A 17982-nucleotide genomic window follows, 5' to 3' on the forward strand; every position below is an offset into this window, starting at 1 on the left:
GAAGCGATAGGTGTGGTTGGAGATCGACGTGGTCTCGCGGATGAACAAAGCATCGTAGTTGGCGAGCTTGGCGAGGTCCCGCTTGGTGATCGGCTCGATCTCCACGCCCATCTTCTCGGCGATCTTGGCCCAGTAGCGCAGCGACGAAATCTCCGAGGGCGGCAGTTCCTCGTGCGGGTCGACCAGGGTGGCGAAGGTGTAGCGCGCCGGCGTGCGGCCCTTGGTGTCGCGCCATTCGCGGTTGGTGTACGTCTCCAGGCACTGGATGAAGCTTTTCTCTTCGTCTTCGGTCATCCGCGCCAGCGGATGAAAGCCGATCTTGCGGATCGAGGCCCATTCGGCGCTGTCCCTGATGTGGACTTCGAGTGCGGGTGCCCGGAACCAGTCGAACAGCAGCTTGGCGAAACGGTCCCAGATCTTGGAGGGACCAATGCCGAAGAAGACGCAGACCTTTGCCGGAAAAACGCCGCCGAGATCCTTGCGGCATTTGTTGAGCGCCAGCTCCAGCTCCGGCAATGCATGCTCGTAGAGCTTGCGTTCGGACAGGTCGATCATCGTCTCGACCGTCGGGATGACCTTGTGTCCGCGCGAGCTTGCCAGTAGCGAGGCATAGTAGCCGCGGCTCTGGTAGGCGTAGTTGTTCGACAGGTTGATGACCTTCGGCCGCTGGCCGCGGAACAGCGAGGGATGCGCGAGATAGTCGCGATTGGTGATGATCTTGTGCGGTGTCGCCACCTGGTCGAGATCGCTCTGCCGGCCGGTAAGGATGACCCAGGTCATTGTCTTTCGCGCTTTCCCAGAGTGATGGCGGCGCGCAGTCCGTCGCGGCCGAACTGCGCCATGTTCATGAAGATGCCGTAGGGCACGGGAATGTTGGCGGCATCAAGGATGGTCTCCTGCCTTTCGTCCTCGACCCATGGATCGTGGATGAGGATATGATCGCCGTCATCGCCGATGGCCAGCACCCAATGCGGCACCTTCTTGCCGAACATCAGAAAGCCGCTGACCAGCACCAGAACCAGTTTGCCGCCGGCTATCGCGTCGCGGATGTCGTCGATGGTGAATGGACGGTAAATCACTGGAATACCGTATTGTTCCGCGCGGCGGCGAAAGTCGACCTGCGCCAGTTCCATCACCCGGCGCTTGTCCTCGCTGCGTACCGATTGCAGAAACAGCGCTCCGTAAAACGAGACGTGGATCTCCGCCGAGAGTCCGCTTTCATATCCCGACACAGCAAGGCCGAACGGTTCGCAGCCGCCAGGCCCCGACATCATGAACACGGTCGTCGCCTCGCGCCAAAGGCGGATTTCCATCACCGGGTCCGGCACGAAGCCGCGGTCGAAATTGGCCATGGCCATCATCAGGCAGCACGGGCCGCAAGTGAATTCGCAGGTCTGCTGGTAAAAGGGCACCTCGGTGGCAACCGGAATGTCGCCGCGCAGGGTCTTTTCGTAACGCAGCGCTGTCTCGCCGTCCTCGTAATAACCGGCCTCACGGCCGATCTTGCGATAACCCGCCTGCTCGTAAATGCGGATGGCGCGGCCATTGTCCTCGCGCACTTCAAGACGCAGCATCATGCGGCCATGCCCGAAAGCGGCGTCCTCCGCCGACGCCAGCAGCATGCGTCCGACACCGAGGCCGCCGAAAAACGGACCCGTGGCGATGGAGTATAGGCGTGCCACGCCACTGCCCTTGCGAAACAGCACGATCGCATAGCCAGCCACGCGACCATCGACTTCGGCAACCAGGGTCTCGGCGGTCTCGCGCTCGATGAACAGGCGGAAGGAGCGGCGGGAAATACGGTCGCTTGAAAAAACAGCTTTCTCTATGGCGGCGAGATCATCGACGTCAGATGCGCGGGCCGTGCGAATCTCGGCAGGCATGCGACTTGAGAAAACCTCGATTGGGTTGCGGAAACGGCCCGGTCAAAAGCGTCGCAAACACTGGGCGAAAAGCCAGCATTCATCAAGCGCTATCGCACCTTGATTAGGGCCTAATTGTGACAGTTTGGCCCGGGGCGCGAAAGCCCGCGGGCATTGGGCAAGACCGAAGTTTTGAAAAGCCGGGGCCAGCACAATCACGGCCGATTCATGTTGCAAGGCCGGCTAGAAGCTGGTCATAGGCGCTCTTTGCCACGACGGCCAATTGCCCGTGCGGCAGCGAGCCGACGACGGCGCAGCCATAGCCCTTGTCCAGCCAGTAGACGGCCTGTGGGCCGCTCTGCTCCGAGGCATAAGTGCCCTTGGCATTCTCGGCTGATTCCGCTGTGACGAAGAGGGATATGCGCTCGCCCTTGTCATCCTCGTAGAGCAGCATCGCGGCCTTGCCTTCACCGGCCGGCAGCAAGCGGCCGCCGATCAATTGGAAACCGTTCGCGGTCAGATCCGGCGCCACCAGCTTCAGGCCCACCCGGTTGGATAGCCAGGTCTGCAGATGATCCTTGTCGCTGGCCGGCACTTCCACGGCATGCCGCTTTTCGGCGGCGAAAATGACGTGGGCTGCTATCGCCTGCTCGGCCAGTTGATCCTCCGCCGGATCCTCCTGGAAGATACCGTCCATGCCGGCAAGGTAGCCCCCGAACCCGCCGGCAAGCATGAGTGAGGCGGCGGCGGCGCCAAGCCACCAGCGCGAGCGGGGAGCCGAGGCCTTGGCCGGAGCCTCGCCGAGGACGACGTTCCGCAACCGCACCGGCACCGCCTCATCCAGCACGCCGGCGAAGGCGGCGCGCATTGCCGCCCGGTCGGCGGTGAAACGGGTGCTCCTGGCCTTCATCTCGGGATTGGCGTCGAGCCACGCGTCATAGGCTGCGCGCTCCTCGGCCGGCAATTCCCCGTCGAGCGCCATGTGGATGTCACGTTCGGAAAAATCGCGGCGGATCATTTCTCGACGATCCTTATGGCACGGCGTCTTGCCGTGTCCTCCAGCAAGCCGCGCAGTTCCTCACGCCCACGCGCAATGCGCGACATCAGCGTGCCGGCCGGCACGCCCAGTATGTTGGCGGCTTCGGCGTAGGAGAACCCTTCGATGGCAACCATGACGAGGGCCGCGCGGCGGTCGGGGCTGATCGCCTGCAACGCATCGATGATCTCGCGCGACGCGATGGTCTCCACCTGGTCGGCGGGCTGGGCAACCGCCTCGCCGGCCTCCAGCGGCAGCATCACCGCCTCGCCGCGACGATTCACCTTGCGCATCTGGTCGATGAACAAATGATGCATGATCGTGAACAGCCACCTCCTGGGGCTTTCTCCCGTCTGCCAGTTTTCGAGCCGCGAGAGTGCCCGCTCGAGGCAGTCCTGAACGAGATCGTCGGCGGCATCGCGGTCGCGCAGAAGCGAGCGTGCGTAACGTCGCAGGCGCGGTATTTCGCCAAGGATTGCTGCCTTCTTGTCGTCCATGACCGCTGGTTCTGAGATCGCCCTTGTGAATCCCGATTGAACGCGCCTTCCGGGCGCGGCGCAAGCGACCAGCGCGAAGCGGTCCGCGCCCCGATCACCCAAGCAAAGAGATAACGCGGCCGGATGCCGGTTTATTCCCGGCTATCGAACTTCAACTTACGCCAAATCCGTTTGACGAAAGTCGTTGCCCTTATAGAGTAACGGTACATCGAGCGCTTTGGCGCAGGCATAGGCAAAACAGTCGCCCAGATTGAGATCGGCCGGATGTCCAACAGCTTTGCCGTAGCGGATGCTGGCGTCAACGGCGCGCCCGCCGATATCCTCATCGATGGATAGATTTTGGGCGTTGATTTCTACAATGAACATGTCGACCAGATTGCGGGCCGCTGCGAGCATTTCGGGACTCGGTTTTTTCCCGGCACCTGCAGTGAGTCGTCCAAGGGCAAGCGTCGCTTCGAGCCGAACAATCGCGGAAATGTGCAGCGGATTGCCAGCGCTTTCGATCTGGTCGAGCAACTCCTGCCAGGCCGGTTCCTTTGCGAGAATCGCGACGATCGCCGACGCATCGACGAACATCAGTCTTCCCACATCGCGTCCATGAACGCCTTCATGTCGAAGTTGGGATCGGATGGCCCCAACGCGGCTGCCTGGGCCTGAAGGACGGCAATCCTCTCGCGCAGCGGTTTGCGGGCACGATGGCGTTCGATCTCGTGCAAAAGTGCCGTCCTCACAGCTTCCGTCTTGCTCGGCGCATTGGTGTCGCGCTGCAGTTTCGTCGCCAGCGCGTCCACCTCGTCGTCGCGGATGTAGAGCGGCATTCCGGATATCTCCTATTGAATATTCATATATTCCATTTTGAATATTCAAACAAGTCGACCTCAACTTTCCTTCGCCGCTCGCGTCAACAGGCGTTGGTAGAACAGGCCGATGCCGATCAGGACCGCGCCGAGGCCGATGAAGGACAGCGCCCTGAGCACGCCTTCCAGTTCCGACATGTCGAAGAGGAAGACTTTCATCACGGCGACCGCGATCAATGCGGCGGACGCCACGCGCAGCACCTGCGACTTCATCCAGACGCCGGCCGTGAGCAATGCCACGCCGATGACCAGCCAGAGCGCCGAATAGGTATAGGTTTCCAGTTGGCCAAGCCCGCTCCAAAGGCCGATGAACTCACCCTTGAACAGACGCCTCACCGACAGCGTGGCATAGGCGAAGGCCAGCAGTGCCGCCACCAGCGCCAGCATCGCCGAATACCATCGCGGGCGCTTGCCTCTGCTATAGAGCGCCAACCCGCCGGCGGCGACGGCCGGCAGGAGGTAGGCGAGGAACAACAGGTTGAAGACCGAGATGCTGCCGGTCGATTCATCAGTGAACAACGGGTTCAGCGCCAGGAAATGCTGGATGACGATGAAGGCGACGGAAATGACGCCTGCCGCCATCGAACCCTGGCGCAGCACCGAGCTTGGCGAGCGCAAGTCGATGGCGATCAGGATGGCGCCGGCGCCGAGAGCGATCAGCGTGTAGATTGCCTGTTCGGCGAGCGTCGTCGCACCCGTGCCGATGACGCCGCCATGCATGGCATGGCGCACCAGCATGGCCACGGTCAGAAGCGCGAACAGCGCCGTCGCTGCTTCCATCGCGAGACGCGGCCGGCCATTGGTGGTGCGGGCAAGCTGCCAGGCGCAGACGCCGAAGGCCAGCGCCGGTACGCCGTAGCCGGGCAGCAACCAGTTGAACACCGGCGTCGTCGACAGGAACTCGGCACCGACGATGGTCGGATCAAAGGCGACGCGGGCAAGCACCGCGATCACCGCGCCAACCGAAATCCAGCCGAGCGCCGGATAGGAACGCCAGCGTGTCGCCAGCGCCGGGACAATGGCCGCCGCGCCCAGCAGGATGGTTGTCCAGCCGGAATTGAAAGCCATGTGTAGCATCAGGAGGCCGGCGATCGCCGCGCCGCAGAGGGCAAACGACACCGCCAAACCGCCCTTGAGCGGAGGCTGTTCGGCGCGCGCGATCCACTCGCCGCCGGCTGCGAAGGCCACGACCAGAAGTGCCGCGACCGCGGCGTAGACAAAATCGCGGTCGAGGTTGCCGAAGGCGGACCAGAGCGCCAGCAGGATGACGAGCGGTGCGATGACGCCCCATGCCGCCCATGACGCGGCGCGGGTCCGTGCCGTCGCGAACCGCCGCGCGGCCCAGAAGCCCGCGCCGATGAAGACCAGGCCGAGCGCGATGCCGATGCGCAATGTAAGAGCGCTGGATGCGGCAACGGGCACTCCGTCGACGCCCAGGGCAGCGCTGGAAAAGTCGGAAACCATGGTCGTCGGCGGAATGATGCCCAGATAGATCAGGACCGTCACCAGGCCGGCCGCATAAAGCAGCGGCAACGCCAATGGGCGATAGAGCGCCACAGCCAGCATCGCGGCGAGAACAACGGCGCCCGTCAAGGCATCGCCGGCGGCGGCGAAGGCCGGATCGACAGACAGGCCCAGCGCCGAGAACGCGACGAACAGGCCGGGCACCATCGACGGCCAGTCGACATCCCCTGCCGATCCGGCCTTATCGCCGCGGCGGCCGAGCCAGACAAGAGCCAGCACGGCCAGCGTGACGGCGTCGATGAACAGGATGGCGGAGAGGTTCGCGCCCGGCGCATCCGTCAAGTAGAGGATGGTCCAGATGCCAGTGCCGGCGAAGGCCGCCGCCATCAGCAATTTCCAGTCGCGCATTCGGGCGATGACAGCGGTGGCGGCCAGGACGATCGCCAGATAGCCGAACAGCGCCCATGGATTGGGGGCACGCGAGGCGATCAGCATCGGCGTCACCATGGCGCCGACGAGACCGATGCCGGCCAGCGCCTGGCCGTGGACAAGGGCCGCGGCGATTGTCGCCACGCCGATGACGCCGAGCAGCGTGAAGGCCAGCGCCGGGCCGATGAAGCCGTAGACTCCGTGCGCGGCATAGACGGTGCCGAACAGGATGAATGCGCCAGCTGCCGTCAGGATCGCCGGGATATAGGCACCGGCGGCACCTTGGACGGGCACCTTGAAGCCGGTGCGGCGGATGAATTCGCCACCGGCGACCAGGATCAGGCCGAGTATCGCGGCCATGGTCAGCCGCACGCCAGGCCCGAAAATGCCGGCCTCGATCGTGTACCGGACCAGGAACAGGCCACCCAGTGCCAGCGCGATGCCGCCGACCCATACGGCCCAGCGCGTGCCGAGCGCCGTTTCAACGTCGGATTGGCGGCCCGCTTTCGCCGCGGCCGGTTCAGCAGGTTCTGCAGCCTTCGGGGTCGCCTCTCCTGGCGTCCATGGCCCTGGCACCACTTCGCCGGCTTGGCCTTCCTCCTCCGGAGCGCTTGGCCGGACGACGGCCGGATCACTGCCCCCCGGCGATGCGGCATCGGCCCCCGCGACAATTGTCGGCGTCGCGACGGTCGGCTGACCGTCGAGCGCCATCTGTTCGGACGGCTTGGCCACCGGCGGCACGCTCGAAAGGACGAGGCCGCGCAACGCGCCAAGTTCTCGCTCGACCAGGCCGAGGCGGCTCTGCAGGCGCGAAATGATGACGAACAAAGCGATGATGGCGACAAGGCCGATCAGGCTTTCAAACATGGCGGTTCCCCCAAACCAGGCCAGTTCTCACTGACGTTTTGTCTCAGTGGCATTCAAATGCGGCGGCCGAACGGCCGGAAACATGGCGAATGTTTCCACAGGCCGGGCAGAGAGATCCGGCCTTGCGTATAGTCGACTTCGCTCATGCCGCGTTCTCTCCGGCAATCGCCTTGCCGCGCGCATGATGCTTGCGCAGCGCCGCAAGAAAGCCGGTGCGGGCGTCCGGCTGTTCGATGCCGCGTGGCTCGTAGACATGCCGGGTGAAGAAAAAGCCGGTCAGCCGGAAGGCCTCGTCGACCGCAGCCGGATCCGCGCGCAGGCCGGAGCCGCGCTGCAGGAAAGCCGGCAGCGCCAGCATCTTGTCGTGCCATGGCGCGCCGGCGTCGCGCGATACGGCGCGGCCCGACTTGGGCGAGACATAGGCAAGGTCCTGTTGCGTACCGGTGGCGGCGCACCGGCTGAGATCGAGGCCGAAGCCGAGTTCATCGAGAACCAGAAGCTCGAAGCGCGCCACCAGTTCGCCGGCCGCGTCGGCATCGTCGAGATGAACGATCATCACGGCAAGCGTTTCGAAGAGACCTTCATGGGCGTCGCGCTCGGGCAACAGGCGCAGATGCGCGGCCATGGTCTGCAGCCCGTAGACGGCAACGGCGCTGTCCATCAGCCGCGCGGCGTTCATCTCGATCGCCTCGGCCTGGAACGTGCCGAGATGCTCATCAAGTCGCGCCCGCCACAACAAGTCGACGCGATTGCCGGGCTGGAGGACTGGCTGCTGCTTGCGCGAGCGGCCGCCGCGCACCAGGCCAAGATGGCGGCCATGCGCGCGCGTCATCACCTCGAGGATGGCGCTGGTTTCGCCATGCTTGCGGGTGCCGAGAATGATTCCCTCGTCGCGCCATTCCATTGCCGGAGCTTTTCACCGGTTGGGTGGCGAAATCAAGGTTTGGGTTTTGGCGATGGCGGGCTGGCACCCCACACCGCATACAAGAAGCCGCCCGCAGCGATGTGCTGCGGGCGGTATGGTGAGGTCAGTCGACCCGTTAGAACGAGCGCTGGAAGCGGAGAATGCCGCCGAGGCTGCTCTTCTTGTTGGCCTTGGTCCAGTTGTTGAAGTCGAAGTCGCCGTACTTGCCTGCATTGAGGTAGTCGACTTCGGCCGTGACCGTAAAGCCGGGCACAACGGTGTAGGCAACGTTGGCGGCGATGCCGAGGTTCTTCCAGTCGTCATAGGAGACCTGGGCATTGAATGCAGTCTTGGCGTTGAACTTGTAGGTACCGCCACCCCAAACTGCCCAGTTTCCGCCCCACTGCTTGTAGAAACCACGGCCGCTGGCATCAATAACATTGCCCGCGTTGTCGTTGAGGTTGTTGTCCGAACCGTAACCGCCCATGATGAACAGCGAAAGTTCCTTGCTGACATTCACGTCAAGACGAACCTTGCCGGCAACTTCTTCATAATTGCTGTCATAGGCGACGACGCCCGTGATCGCACCCCAGTCGCCCTTGTACTTCAAGCCGCCGACGACATGAGGAACATAGCTGTCGATGGTGCCGGTGCCTGCGCCTTCTTCGAGGGAGACCATTGCCGAAACGCCGTTACCCGCGTCGAAGTAGTACTGAACGACATTGCTCTCCTGCCCGCCATAGGGGACGAGCGTATCCTGGATGACGTTGCCGGCATAGCCGATGAACGTATCGAAAGCCGTGTCGTCCTTACCGACGCGCAGGCCACCGAGCTGGATCCAAGCGAAACGCAGCGAGAGAGACTTGTTGCGGCCTTGCCAGTCGTTGGCACTGGAGGCGCCCTGATTGAGATAGTCGCCGCTGCTGTTGCCGTAGTTGAAGCGAGTCTCGGTGTAGGTCTTGAGGGTGCCGAGTTCGGTTTCCTGCCCGGTCCAGGTCTTCAGCGTGAAACGGGTGTTCTTGTAGTAGGTCGAATGCGTGTCGCCGTCCTGACGGTCGGGGACATGATTCACACCATCAAACGAGCCGGTATCGCCGACGCCGATGTCATAGCGGACGTAGCCGCCGATGCGCAGGCAGGTCTCGGTGCCGGGAATGTAGAAGTAGCCGGCGCCGTAGACGTCGCAGATCTTGACGTATTCGGCAGGTTCCGGTTCGGCGACGACGACAGCGTCCGCTGCGCGCGCGCCCGACACCGCGATCATTGCCGCGGCTGAGCCGAGAAGGAGGCTCTTGATGTTCATTTTCTGACCTCTCCAGTCAAAGTTAAATGGCTTCGGATTTGTGGCTGGCGGATATGTTTCCCGCCTCACCCCCACAACGAAAAAGGCTCGCACCGCTCCCCCTTTTCGCGGCGAACATACCCATCAATCTTCCGCCTTCAATGACGATTTCCGAAATAATCCCGATTTTCTATACAGATTAATACGGTGTTGCACAAATAACACTTACCACGGCTATTACTGGCACAAGTGGCACATCGTCATCTATTCAATATATTCTCTAATATTTTGGCGGCTAAATATTGTTTGTTTGCATGACTCTTGATGCAGGTGCCCAAAAAGGCGGGATTTGCCGTTGTTTTGCGCCAGGAGAAGCCAGCTTTGTCCCTTGACGGAGATCCAACGAAGTCATTCGCCGCCGGTTATGCCCGCGGTGTCGCAGCGGAAACGGATATCGATCGCCGGTCGGCCGCCATTTTTGCCAACGCGTCCGAAACTTGCCGCGGTGCTTTCGCGTACATGATTGTGACAGTCGCCAACCCTTGAAGACGGATCTTCCGTGACGCTTCCCGCCCTTCTTGTCGCAATCGCCATTGCCTTGTCGCTTGTGATGACGGGAGCCTGGCTGATCGCGTTGCGCTCGGGGCAGTCGGGTTGGGTCGACGCGATCTGGTCTTTCGCGACGGGGGGCGCGGGCGTCGCCATGGCGCTCGCCCCCATCGGCGGCTGGCAGCAGCCCACGGCCAGACAACTCATCGTCGCGGCACTTGCCGCTCTCTGGTCACTGCGGCTCGGCTCGCACATCGTCGGGCGGACGATGAAAGGTGGCGACGATCCGCGCTATGCGCAGTTACGCTGGGACTGGGGCGGGAACTTTGGCCGGCGGCTGTTCTGGTTCCTGCAGATCCAGGCAGCATCCGCCCTGTTGCTGGTGCTGACCATCGCCATCGCCGCCCACAATCCGGCGCCGGGACTTCGCCTGGGGGACTTGTTGGGAATGGCCATCCTGGCTGTCGCGATCGGCGGCGAGGCGATAGCCGATCGCCAGTTGACGCGCTTCCGGGCCGAGCACGCCGGCAAGGACCAGGTTTGCGATATTGGCCTGTGGGGATATTCGCGCCACCCGAACTACTTTTTCGAATGGCTCGGCTGGCTTGCCTATGCGGCAATCGCCATCGACCTGACCGGCGCCTATCCCTGGGGATGGGTCGCGCTTTGCGGCCCGGTCTTCATGTACTGGCTGCTGGTGCATGTGTCCGGCGTGCCGCCGCTGGAAGCGCATATGCTGCGGTCGCGTGGTGACGCCTTTCGCGACTACCAGCGTCGCGTCAACGCCTTCTGGCCCGGTCCGCCCGCGCGAGCGTCATCCATCCAGACCCCGGGGAGTTCAAGCAGATGAACCTGATCGCATCCGCCATCAACACGGTCGAGCGCGCTCCCCTGCCCGATCCGCTCACGCGCTACGGCATCCAGTTCCTGGTTGGCCGCACTCGCCGCCGACTGTCCGCCGGCTCGATGAGCACGGAAAATGACTTCGCCCGCGAGATGGCGCGGCACCCGATTGCAACCCATGTCGAGGCCGCCAACGAACAGCATTACGAATTGCCTCCGGCGTTTTTCAGCCTGGCGCTTGGACCGCGCCGCAAATATTCGAGCTGCCTCTACGACAAGGGCACCGAAACGCTGGAGCAGGCCGAGCTTCGTGCCCTGGAAGAAACGGTGGCCCATGCCGACCTGGCCGACGGCCAATGCATTCTCGAACTCGGCTGCGGCTGGGGATCGCTGACCATGTTCATGGCCGAGCGCTACCCAAAGGCGCAGATCGTAGCCGTCTCCAACTCCGCGCCGCAACGCCGCCATATCGAAGAGCAGGCCGAGGCGCGTGGGCTCGACAATGTCCGCATCGTCACCGCCGACATGAACGATTTCGGCCCCGAAGGTGTTTTCGACCGGGTGGTGTCGGTGGAGATGTTCGAACACATGTCGAATTGGAAGGCGTTGCTCGAACGCGTCAAGGGCTGGCTCGCGCCCGACGGCAGGCTCTTCCTGCATGTCTTCACCCACAGGCTGGGCTGCTACCGCTTCGACCATGCCGACAAGAGCGACTGGATCGCCAACCATTTCTTCACCGGCGGCGTCATGCCGAGCCACGGCCTGATCCGCTGCTTCGCGGACATCTTCGAGGTCGAGCAGGAATGGCGCTGGAACGGCAAGCACTATCAGAGAACCGCCGAGGACTGGCTGGCCAATTTCGATGCCAACCAGCCAGAGATCGATCGCATCCTGGTTGCGGTCTATGGCGACGACGCCGGATTGTGGCGGCGGCGCTGGCGGCTGTTCTTCCTGGCCACCGCGGGCCTGTTCGGTCATGCCGACGGTGAGGAATGGGGCGTGAGCCACTACCGCCTGCGGCCGGCCAAGGGCCAACAGAGTTGAGCCCTTCGTCGCTCTGGCAATCGATCAAGGCCTACGCGGCGCATGACGACCCGCTGGTGGCAACCGCCAACACGATCGCGCTGGTGGTCGTCTCCAACCAGCCTTTCTATCCGCTCTATCTCTATTGGCTTGTCGGACCGGATGTCGCGCCGTCCTATTGGCTGTTCCTGTCGACACCGCTTTTCGCTGCCGTGCCCGCGATCTCTCGACTGAACACTGTCGCCGGTCGCGTCCTGCTGCCGCTCGCCGGCATCGCAAACACCATGCTCAGCGCCAAGGCTTTCGGTGTCGCGTCAGGCGTCGAGATGTTCCTCATTCCGTGCGTTCTGATCGGATTTGTGGTCTTCAGGCCAAGCGAGCGGATTATCGGTCTTGCCATCGCCGGGCTCGCCTTCCTCGTATTCACCATGCTGCACGGCAATTATGGGCAGCCCGTCCATGTCTACACACCCGAGGAATATGCAAGCTTCGTCAAGCTCAACGCGACCAGCGTCGGGACGTTGACCGCCTTCGTCGGACTGCTGGTCGCCGGGCTTATCAGCCAACGCGGCGGGACATAGTCAAAGGCGAGAAAAGTGGCGAGCAATGATGAAGCCCAACGTCGCCGACGTGGCCGTCAACACCGTGCCCCAGCACAGATCGGCAATGGTGATCTGAACCGGCCAGTTCTTCAATGTTGCCTGGTTGGTGAGATCGTAAGTCGCGTAGGCGACGAAGCCAAGAACGGCACCGTTCAGCGCGGCCGTCACTGCGCTGCCCGTGGTCAGGGCCGGCTGGATGGCGAAATAGACGATGCCGCCGATGTAAACGACATAAAAGATGATCGCCGGCGCGACGTTGAAGCCGTCGGCCAGCATGTCGCCAAGCAGCGGCTTGTAAAGCCTGCTGGCGGCCAGTGTCAGCCATACGGAATCGATGCCGAGGAAGACCAGTGCCGTTGCAAGATAGGCTATCACATAGGTTTTCAACACATGTCTCTCCTGTGCCGGCGTTCGCCTCTCCGCATATAAACGGTCGATAGGGCAATACAGTTTCGCGGCACGTGCGCGGCCGGTTCCGGGCTATCCAAAAAACCACTGAATTCGAACCTTCGCCGAAACTCCCGCCAGGTGGCCCGCGTATCTGCCCCGATAGCCGGTGACGAGGTCGACATGAAAATCAGCAAAATCGCGACGGGGCTGGGCATATTCTGTTTGGCTGGCGCCGCCATGGCCGCCTCGAAGCCCGACCCCAGCGGCATCTGGATGCGTGGCGATGGAAATGCGAAGGTACGCATTGCTCCCTGCGGCGCCGACATCTGTGCCACCAATCTTTGGATCAAGGACATCAGCGGCGGCGAGAATGTCGGCGACAGACTGGTCATGACGGTGAAGCCGAAGTCGGCCGATACGCTGAGCGGCAAGGCCTTCGACCCGAAACGCAACCTCACCTATTCCATACAAATGAAGGTCGAAAAGGCCAGCCTCGTCACGCGCGGCTGCATCGTTGGCGGACTTGTCTGCAAGAATGTGAACTGGTCGCGCGCCGATTGAGGGATCGCGACGACGCCGCTTGGCCCCCACGCGGCGACGGCGACGTCGATCCAGCGTCCGACAGGCTAGCGGTTGCCAGCAAGGCTAACGCGGGAACTCAAGTCCCATCTCACGGTACCGCTCGGGATCGTCGCCCCAATTCTCTCGCACCTTGACGAACAGGAACAGGTGAACTTTCTGCTCGAGGATGCCCGCAATCTCCATGCGCGCCGCCTGGCCGATGGCTCGAATGGTTTCGCCCTTGTGACCTAGGACGATCTTCTTCTGGCTGTCGCGCTCGACATAGATGGTCTGGTCGATGCGCACCGAGCCATCCGGCTTCTCTTCCCATTTCTCCGTCTCGATATGCGAGGAATAGGGCAATTCCTGATGCAGGCGCAGATAGAGCTTTTCGCGGGTGATCTCGGCCGCCAGCTGGCGCATCGGCAAGTCGGAGATCTGGTCTTCCGGGTAGTACCAGGGACCGGCCGGTAGCGCTTCGGCGAGATAATCGAGCAGATCCTTGCAGCCCGACCCGGTCAGGGCCGAGATCATGAAGGTCCGCTTGAACGGCACTTTTTCATTGGCCGTCGCCGACAAGGCCAGCAGCGCCTCGTGCTTGACGCGATCGACCTTATTGAGGATCAGCACCATCGGCTGGCGGACATCCTTCAACCGCTCGAGGATCGCGTCGGCGTCGCCCCGAATGCCGCGCTCGGCGTCGATCAAAAGCAGGACGATATCGGCGTCCTTGGCGCCACCCCAGGCGGTGGTCACCATCGCCGTGTCCAGCCTCCGCTTGGGCTTGAAGATCCCAGGCGTGTCGACGAAGACGATCTGCGCATTGGCGTGCGTGGCGATGCCGCGCACAATGGCGCGGGTGGTCTGCACCTTGTGGGTGACGATAGAGACCTTGGCGCCGACAAGCTGGTTGACCAAAGTAGACTTGCCGGCATTGGGCGCGCCGATCAGCGCGACGAAGCCGGAGCGCGTGGCGGCGGCTTCCGTCGCCGGTTCTTCGGTGGCGGTCATGCCGCGCTCCCTTCATTTTCCCAGACGCCCTCACGCAACAGAAACGCCGACGCTGCCGCCTCTTCGGCGGCCCGGCGCGAACTGCCGGTGCCGCTTGTCGGCGCAAAGCCGTCGACTTGCACCGAGACCGTGAAGACCGGCTGGTGATCAGGCCCTTCACGTTTCTCGATCACATATTCGGGTCTGGCATCGCCGGTCTTGGCGATCCATTCCTGCAGTTCCGATTTTGGATTGCGCGGCTTGACCACGACCATGCGGGCGCGCGGCTCCCAGTAGCGAAGGATAAACCGCCGTGCCGGCTCGATGCCGCCGTCGACGTAGATCGCGGCGATCAGCGCCTCCACCGCATCGGCGAGATAGCTGCCGCCGGAGCCGCGCGAGCGGGCCTTCAGCGCAGCATCGGCACGCACCAGGTTCTCCAGATTCATCAGCACGCCGATGTCCGAACAGGTCCTGGAATCGACCAGCGCGTTGAAGCGTGGTGCGATCTCACCTTCCGAGGCGTCGGGGAATTTCTGGAACAGCATATCGGCGACGACCAGGCCGAGCACGCGGTCGCCGAGAAACTCTAGACGCTCGTTGTTGGTCGCCGCCTTGACGGCGCTGGAATGAGTGAGCGCCGTCTCCAGAAGCCGTCTGTCCTTGAAGACGTAGCCCGTGCTGGCCAATACCGCTTCGGCCAATGCTTCGCCGGTCGGGCGTCTCAAAGCCATCAATTGACGAAGTGGAACAGGCGCGAGGCGCGCATCAGCGACGGCCATTTCCAGATCTCGAGCGGGCTCGCCTTGCCGGCGATCGAGAAGAAGACCAGGTTGGCGCGGCCGACAAGGTTCTCGGCCGGAACAAAGCCCACGGTGAAACGGCTGTCGGAGGAATTGTCCCGGTTGTCGCCCATCATGAAATAGTGGCCTGGCGGCACGTTCCATTCGCGTGTGTTGTCGCCGATCGAATCAGGCGAGATGTCCAGCGTGTCGTAGCTGACGCCGTTGGGCAGCGTCTCCCGATAGACGTCGATCGGCCTGGGTTCCTCGGTAATGTCGGGATTGTCGATCTGCCCGGTCTTCACGCGCGGCACGCCGACGTCATTGATGAAGAGCTGGCCGTTCTTGACCTGGATCTTGTCGCCCGGCAACCCGACCACGCGCTTGATGTAGTCGATGGACGGATCGGGCGGGAACTTGAACACCACAACGTCGCCGCGCTTCGGCTCGGAGCCCCAGATGCGGCCTGAAAAGATGTCAGGTCCGAAAGGCAGCGAATAACGCGAATAGCCATAGGACCATTTGGTGACGAACAGATAGTCGCCCTCCAGAAGTGTCGGACGCATCGACCCCGAGGGGATCGAGAACGGCTGGAACAGCAGCGTGCGGATGACCAGGGCAAGCAGGAGCGCCTGGACGATGACGCTGACGGTTTCGCCTAGCCCGCCGGACTTCTTCTCGGTTTTTTCAGCCACGCTCATGTCGTCCTCGATTGTGCGTTGGATGGTATAGAGTCTCGGCGCGCGCTGGGCAACGTCAATGCCGGTCGTCAGATGCAATCAATGTGGCGCTTGTTCGACCGGTAACGCCTCAATGATCACAAAGGCTTGAGCAAGCGGGAAATCATCCGTGATGGTGAGATGGATTGCCGCCCGGTGGCCCTTTGGAAGGATTGTGTCCAGCCGCGCCAGCGCCCCGCCGGTCAGCGCCATTGTCGGCGCGCCGCTTGGCAGATTGACCACTCCCATGTCACGCCAGAACACGCCCTGGGCAAGACCGGTGCCCAGCGCCTTGGCGCAAGCCTCCTTGGCGGCGAAGCGCTTGGCGTAAGAGGCGGCGCGCGCCCGGCGGTTTTCGGAGCGTGCCTGCTCGACTTCGGTGTAAATTCTCTTGACGAAGCGTTCGCCGTGTCGCTCCAGCGACTTCTCGATGCGCCTGATATCGATCAGATCACTGCCGATGCCGATGATCATAGTGCGGTGGAACCGATGCTTCCCCCCGTTGGGGTCGACTGTCCATGACGGCTTGCGCGCTCGGCCAGTCGTTTGCGCCGTTGCTCGCGGAAAGTGATCATGCCCCAACGCGTTATACCGTAGAACACGAGCCCGAAGACCAGCCCAAGCGGCACCGCGCCGATGATCATCGGCTTCAGCACCGGCGTCCACAATTGGGCAAAGGACAGATGTTCCATCATGGCGCCGAGATGCGCCGGCGGGCCATGCGCCGGCAGGCGGTCATGCAGCATCAGCTTGCCGGTTTCCCAGGACGCACCCCACATCAGCGGGAAAGTCAGCGGGTTGCCGAACAACACCGCGCCGAGCGCCGCCGCGACAAGATTGCCGGCAATCAGCCAGCACAGGACGGCGGCAATGGCAAAGTGGAAACCGACGGGAAAAAACGAGGCGAAGACGCCGGCGGCGACCCCGGCCGCCACGGCGTGCGGCGTGGCCTTGAGGCGCAGGATGCGCTTGGAGAAATATTGTAGCGAACGCGAAAACGAGCGGCGCGGCCAAAGATAGGTGCGCACCCGCTCCAGGATGCCATCAGGCTTGCGGCGTCGAAAAAGCACTCTGTTCCAATTCCCGGTTCATCAACGCCGCAACTTGCAACCATCTCTGGCCCGGCGCGATAGCATTATCTTGCGCTTCGTGAGCGCAGAAAGGCAACAACGACTTTGATATAGCGATTGCCCTGTCGCAGAACAACGAACTGTACCGCGATGGTCTGCCGCAGGCGTGTAACGCCGGCGGGCGCTACGCCATGCGGCTCGATCTCGGTGCGGCGCCCGTGGCTACTCCTGATATTCGCTGACCTCGACGAGATTGCCGTCCGGGTCGCGAAAATAGACCGACAGCATCCGCCCGCGCGCGCCGGTGCGCTCGACGGGGCCAAGCTCGACGACAACGCCGTTGGCTTCGAGACTATTTCGGATTTCGCCGAGCGGCGTTGAGGCGACCAGACAGAAATCATCGGATCCAGGCATCGGCCTCTCCGCCTTCGGCTCGAAGGTGCGACCGACTTCATGCAGGTTGATCTTCTGCGTGCCGAAAATCAGCGCAGTGGGCTTCTGCTGCTCGTCCAGACGCCGTAGGCCAAGTACGCGTCCATAGAAGGCGCAGGTATCGTCAACGGATCGAACCGTCAGCACGAAATGATCGACGCCGGCGATCATTTTGCATTCCCCATTCGTCTATCCCGACCCGCTTCACACCTCGGGATAGATAAATCTCTAGATGTTGCGGCTCCCCGGCTTAACGGGGGGAATGGCGGCAAGTTCCGGCGGCAGGCGGTCCGCCGCGTAGGCCGGAACCTCGTATTCGGCGAGCGCGATCAGCGGCACGCCGACATCGGTCTTGCCGGCGGAACGGTCGATGATGCAGGCGGCGGCAACCACTTCGGCGCCAAGCTTGCTCAGGCAATCGATGGTCTCGCGGATCGACAGGCCGGTGGTGACGATGTCCTCGACGATGACGACGCGCGCACCCTTCGCGATCTCGAAACGGCGCAAGCGGAACTCGCCCCCTTCCCGCTCGACCCAGATCGCCGGCACGCCGAGATGGCGCGAGGTCTCGTAAGCCGGGATGAGACCTCCGATCGCCGGACCGACAACATAATCGATCGGGCCCGGAACGGCCGCATGTATCTTTTCAGCCAGCGCCTTGCACAGAAGCTCCGTCTTGTCGGCATGCATGAAGACGCGCGCCTTCTGCAGGAAGATCGGGCTTCTCAGCCCAGACGTCAGGATAAAATGACCTTCGAGAACAGCGCCCGCGTCGCGGAAAATGCCAAGCACTTCATCGGTATTCATACGTGCCTATCCCCAA

Annotated in this window: 21 protein-coding genes; 4 read left to right on the plus strand and 17 right to left on the minus strand. The window is 62.6% G+C overall.

Annotated elements, in window-relative coordinates:
- The 9 genes from WC739_RS11600 to WC739_RS11640 all read right to left on the minus strand — a co-directional run.
- A partial coding sequence (locus WC739_RS11600; protein WP_372953172.1) for a RimK-like ATPgrasp N-terminal domain-containing protein occupies nt 1-780 on the minus strand: 780 nt, incomplete at its 3' end.
- A complete protein-coding gene (locus tag WC739_RS11605; RefSeq protein WP_372953173.1) occupies nt 777-1883 on the minus strand; it encodes a peptidase C39 family protein in 1107 nt (368 codons plus the stop codon). The genes WC739_RS11605 and WC739_RS11600, both read right to left, overlap by 4 nt.
- A 205-nt stretch (nt 1884-2088) precedes the next feature.
- A complete protein-coding gene (locus WC739_RS11610) occupies nt 2089-2880 on the minus strand; it encodes an anti-sigma factor (RefSeq protein WP_372953174.1) in 792 nt (263 codons plus the stop codon).
- A complete protein-coding gene (locus tag WC739_RS11615) occupies nt 2877-3395 on the minus strand; it encodes a sigma-70 family RNA polymerase sigma factor (RefSeq protein ID WP_372953175.1) in 519 nt (172 codons plus the stop codon). The genes WC739_RS11610 and WC739_RS11615 overlap by 4 nt, the downstream gene beginning before the upstream one ends.
- Nucleotides 3396-3551: 156 nt before the next feature.
- Nucleotides 3552-3971, minus strand: a complete 420-nt coding sequence (locus WC739_RS11620) for a type II toxin-antitoxin system VapC family toxin (RefSeq protein WP_372953176.1) — start codon at nt 3969-3971, stop codon at nt 3552-3554.
- Nucleotides 3971-4213 (minus strand): type II toxin-antitoxin system VapB family antitoxin, encoded by a 243-nt coding sequence (locus WC739_RS11625; RefSeq protein ID WP_372953177.1) that lies wholly within the window; start codon nt 4211-4213, stop codon nt 3971-3973. The genes WC739_RS11620 and WC739_RS11625 overlap by 1 nt, the downstream gene beginning before the upstream one ends.
- A gap of 60 nt (nt 4214-4273) precedes the next feature.
- A complete protein-coding gene (locus WC739_RS11630) occupies nt 4274-7012 on the minus strand; it encodes a DUF2339 domain-containing protein (protein WP_372953178.1) in 2739 nt (912 codons plus the stop codon).
- A gap of 142 nt (nt 7013-7154) precedes the next feature.
- A complete protein-coding gene (gene recO, locus WC739_RS11635) occupies nt 7155-7916 on the minus strand; it encodes a DNA repair protein RecO (protein ID WP_372953179.1) in 762 nt (253 codons plus the stop codon).
- Between the two features lie 136 nt (nt 7917-8052).
- A complete protein-coding gene (locus WC739_RS11640) occupies nt 8053-9219 on the minus strand; it encodes a porin (RefSeq protein WP_372953180.1) in 1167 nt (388 codons plus the stop codon).
- Between the two features lie 538 nt (nt 9220-9757).
- On the opposite strand from WC739_RS11640, the gene WC739_RS11645 reads away from it, so the two are divergent.
- Genes WC739_RS11645 through WC739_RS11655 form a run of 3 tightly spaced genes read left to right on the plus strand, consistent with a single transcriptional unit; the run spans nt 9758 to nt 12194 of the window.
- Entirely contained in the window at nt 9758-10597 is an 840-nt protein-coding gene (locus tag WC739_RS11645) for a DUF1295 domain-containing protein (protein ID WP_372953181.1), read from the plus strand.
- Nucleotides 10594-11634, plus strand: coding sequence for a cyclopropane-fatty-acyl-phospholipid synthase family protein (locus tag WC739_RS11650; protein WP_372953182.1), 1041 nt, complete (start codon nt 10594-10596; stop codon nt 11632-11634). The genes WC739_RS11645 and WC739_RS11650 overlap by 4 nt, the downstream gene beginning before the upstream one ends.
- A complete protein-coding gene (locus WC739_RS11655) occupies nt 11631-12194 on the plus strand; it encodes a hypothetical protein (protein ID WP_372953183.1) in 564 nt (187 codons plus the stop codon). Before WC739_RS11650 ends, WC739_RS11655 begins: the two co-directional genes overlap by 4 nt.
- On the opposite strand, the gene WC739_RS11660 is transcribed toward WC739_RS11655, so the two are convergent.
- On the minus strand, nt 12195-12602 hold the full coding sequence (locus WC739_RS11660) for a DUF2177 family protein (RefSeq protein ID WP_372953202.1): 408 nt from the start codon (nt 12600-12602) through the stop codon (nt 12195-12197).
- Between the two features lie 183 nt (nt 12603-12785).
- Between WC739_RS11660 and WC739_RS11665 the strand changes: the two genes are divergently transcribed.
- Nucleotides 12786-13166 (plus strand): DUF2147 domain-containing protein, encoded by a 381-nt coding sequence (locus WC739_RS11665; protein ID WP_372953184.1) that lies wholly within the window; start codon nt 12786-12788, stop codon nt 13164-13166.
- An 84-nt stretch (nt 13167-13250) separates the two neighbouring features.
- Here WC739_RS11665 and era read toward each other — a convergent pair whose 3' ends face one another.
- The 7 genes from era to pyrE form a co-directional block, all read right to left on the minus strand.
- Complete coding sequence (gene era, locus WC739_RS11670; protein WP_372953185.1) at nt 13251-14177, minus strand: GTPase Era; 927 nt, start codon at nt 14175-14177, stop codon at nt 13251-13253.
- Complete coding sequence (rnc, locus tag WC739_RS11675; protein WP_372953186.1) at nt 14174-14890, minus strand: ribonuclease III; 717 nt, start codon at nt 14888-14890, stop codon at nt 14174-14176. Before rnc ends, era begins: the two co-directional genes overlap by 4 nt.
- Nucleotides 14890-15639, minus strand: a complete 750-nt coding sequence (gene lepB / locus WC739_RS11680; protein WP_372953187.1) for a signal peptidase I — start codon at nt 15637-15639, stop codon at nt 14890-14892. Before lepB ends, rnc begins: the two co-directional genes overlap by 1 nt.
- 78 nt (nt 15640-15717) lie before the next feature.
- Complete coding sequence (gene acpS, locus WC739_RS11685) at nt 15718-16131, minus strand: holo-ACP synthase (RefSeq protein ID WP_372953188.1); 414 nt, start codon at nt 16129-16131, stop codon at nt 15718-15720.
- Nucleotides 16128-16727 carry a DUF2062 domain-containing protein gene (locus WC739_RS11690; RefSeq protein WP_372953189.1) on the minus strand — a complete coding sequence of 200 codons (600 nt, stop codon included), beginning with the start codon at nt 16725-16727 and terminating at the stop codon, nt 16128-16130. The genes acpS and WC739_RS11690 overlap by 4 nt, the downstream gene beginning before the upstream one ends.
- Before the next feature lie 222 nt (nt 16728-16949).
- Nucleotides 16950-17330, minus strand: a complete 381-nt coding sequence (locus WC739_RS11695; RefSeq protein ID WP_372953190.1) for a VOC family protein — start codon at nt 17328-17330, stop codon at nt 16950-16952.
- A gap of 57 nt (nt 17331-17387) precedes the next feature.
- Nucleotides 17388-17966 (minus strand): orotate phosphoribosyltransferase, encoded by a 579-nt coding sequence (pyrE, locus tag WC739_RS11700; RefSeq protein ID WP_372953191.1) that lies wholly within the window; start codon nt 17964-17966, stop codon nt 17388-17390.
- Nucleotides 17967-17982: the final 16 nt, after the last annotated feature.

Origin of the sequence: Mesorhizobium sp. (assembly GCF_041661565.1) — a bacterium.
Taxonomy (GTDB): Bacteria; Pseudomonadota; Alphaproteobacteria; order Rhizobiales; family Rhizobiaceae; genus Mesorhizobium.